Source organism: Acetobacter cerevisiae (assembly GCF_001580535.1).
Taxonomy (GTDB): Bacteria; Pseudomonadota; Alphaproteobacteria; order Acetobacterales; family Acetobacteraceae; genus Acetobacter; species Acetobacter cerevisiae.
Map to the genome: position 1 here is coordinate 1 of NZ_LHZA01000014.1, position 833 is coordinate 833.

At 28.8% G+C, this 833-nt stretch carries 1 protein-coding gene; it reads left to right on the forward strand.

Annotated features, from left to right (window positions below):
* Positions 1–268: 268 nt before the first annotated feature.
* On the forward strand, positions 269–833 hold a 565-nt coding region (locus AD928_RS14550; RefSeq protein ID WP_156469999.1), incomplete at its 3' end, for a hypothetical protein.

Below are 833 nucleotides of genomic sequence, written 5' to 3' on the forward strand. Positions count from 1 at the left end.
GTAATTTATTCTACCCGCCTCATTAAATACTTTTCGGAGCAATAAAGATGTCAAAAACGTATATAACGATTTTAATCATATTAAGTATAATCTCTACTGGCTGCGCATCTAGAGATTTTGATAGAAAAACGAATAGCACTAGAGATTCTTCACATAGACCTAGTTATACAGATAAGCTTAGTGACTATGGAATGATAGGTGTCGGTCCGGGAGGGCCTGGTCACGGATATTAAACTGATATAATATCATTTAATGATCCAATATAAGATTGACGAATAATAAATTGAATCACGCTTCAAAAACAACTCACAAAATATCAATCTTATTTTGTATTTTTGTTTTTATATGCTTTCTTCTAATACTCTTTTTTGGGACTTTCCAAAAAAAAATATCCTGTGATGGATATATTGATATATCTGATGGCATTACTAATATTTTTAGTCCAAGAAGCGGATTTTTATCAAAAATAAATATTAGTAACAAATCTAAAGTGACAATAAATCAAAAACTATTCAAGATTGATAATAAAAAATCTACTATACAAGAGGAAAATAGCTTAGATAGAATCTACAAAACACAATCAGAGATAGAAAACTTGAATGCTCAAATAAAAAATGAAAAAACAATGAGCGTAGAAAAAATAAATATACTATCTATAAAACGTAAACATATATTGGAGAAAGAAAAATTAATAGGTATACAGAAAGAAATACATTTGAGAAGATTGCAAAATATTCTGCCAATATTAAAGAAAGAAGAGAAATCATATCATGCAGGCCTTCTTACTGATGCACAATATCAAACCATTTTAGAGCCCTTTTGGAAATTCACGG